Source organism: Protofrankia sp. Cj3, assembly GCF_917627355.1.
GTDB lineage: Bacteria > Actinomycetota > Actinomycetes > Frankiales > Frankiaceae > Protofrankia.
In genome coordinates, this window is sequence record NZ_CAKJTR010000109.1 from 1 (window position 1) to 768 (window position 768).

Annotated in this window: 1 protein-coding gene; it reads left to right on the forward strand. The window is 62.2% G+C overall.

Going from position 1 to position 768, the window contains the following annotated elements:
• Positions 1 to 34 precede the first annotated feature (34 nt).
• Positions 35 to 768: hypothetical protein (locus MJ783_RS15150; RefSeq protein WP_239311085.1), on the forward strand; the 734-nt coding region annotated here is incomplete at its 3' end.

Consider the following 768-nt stretch of genomic DNA (forward strand, 5'->3'; position numbering starts at 1 on the left):
GGGGCGGGCTGCGTGGCGGTTCGCGGAGGATATTATGCGGCTTCATGAGCGGTTGAGTTATAGCCGGCTGTTGGATGCGGTGGTGGGGGCGCCTTTATATCATCGAGATGATGGTGATGGTCTGGTGACGGTGGTGGTGCGGGAGAGTCAGCTCCCGGAGCGGTATGTGCGGGGGATTATGGGTTTTCGGTTGGCGCAGTTTCTGCGGATGGGGTGGATGGATCCGGGAGTGGCGTATCGGCGGGGTTTGTATTGTGAGGAGGTTGTTCGGGCGGGGGCGGAGACGATTCATATAGTGACGTTGACGGGTGCGGGCCGTATTGCTGGGTATCTTGCGCTGGTGGGTTCGCGGGATGTGGTGGGGCTGCCGTTGGATGCGGGGTGGCGGAGTTGGTTTCCGGCGGAGTCCGCTCATGGTGTGGATCTTCTTGGGGGGTTTGCGGGGCTGGGGTGGACTACGCATCAGGTGTATGAGATCAAGCGGTTTGTGCGTGATTATTCGATGGTGCGGGGGGTGCAGTGGGATCGGGTGCCGTGGCATTTGTTGTTGGCGTTGGGCCGGACGGGGCTGGTGTTGGGGGAGCGGGCGCGGTTGGTAATGGGTGATTCTCGGGAGAATGGTGCGTTGCGTCATGTGCGGTTGATGGGGTGTGAGCCGGTGGTGGTGGAGGGTACGCGGCCGTGTCTGCCGCGGACGGAGCTGATGTGGCCGAGTTATGAGCAGCGGGTGGTGGCGAAGCCGTTTGTGGCGCGGATTCCTGCCGATCT